1 protein-coding gene is annotated in these 885 nt (G+C 44.6%); it reads left to right on the forward strand.

Annotated features, from left to right (window positions below; genetic code table 11):
* Positions 1–279 precede the first annotated feature (279 nt).
* Positions 280–885, forward strand: a 606-nt coding sequence (locus A3735_RS28375) for a PAS domain S-box protein (RefSeq protein ID WP_156499997.1), incomplete at its 3' end; no start/stop codon positions are given.

Consider the following 885-nt stretch of genomic DNA (forward strand, 5'->3'; position numbering starts at 1 on the left):
GACGGTCGCAAGGAATGTTGATGAGAGTAATAATACGAAGGAAAGCGGTGCATGGAAATAGCGCATAGAGCTCTAGCCTCTGTCGTTGTTATTTTACTACTGACTATCTTGCTTATAACTACTTTGTTTATAGCTGTTTTTTAATAACTATGAGCGTATCAGGCTTGCTAGAGGCGAGCCTTGCTTTAGATCAATTGAGCTTTATTGAGTGGACTGAAGACGGCTGGCTTGAATTGGGTTAACCTAAGCTTTCTACTTGAGCAAGTTGAGAGGCTAGTTATGGCATTCACCGAAATGTCTAATGAATCGGATGCACTGAAAAAACGCTACGAGCTTATCCTGACGTCTATTGGTGAAGGTGTTTACGGTCTTGATAAAAACGGTTTAACCACTTTCGTGAATCCAGCCGCCGAACGAATGACCGGGTGGCTGGAAGAAGACCTTATTGGCAAAATAGTTCATGAGTTTCATCATCATTCCCATGAAGATGGTCGTCATTACCCAGTGCATACTTGCCCTGTCTATCAAACAGTAAAAGACGGTGTTCAGCGTGAAGTCGATAATGAGGTTTTTTGGCGCAAAGACGGTTCGCAGTTTCCTGTAGAGTATATCGCAACAGCTATTGAGCATGAGGGTGAGATAGTCGGTGCTGTGATTGTGTTTAAGGATATCTCGGAACGGAAACGCTCAGAGCGAGAGTTAAAGTCTGGGCTGCGTCAGGTAGAAGAATTGAAGGAGCAATTACAGGCCGAGAATCGCTACCTGATGGATGAGATCCAGTCTCAGCATAACTACGCCAAGATGATTGGCCAGGGGCCTGCTCTTGATCAGATTCATACGCAGATCGAGCATGTTGCACCCACCGACTCGTCTGTATTAATTCAA

The sequence above is a fragment of the Oleiphilus sp. HI0061 genome (genome assembly GCF_001635675.1).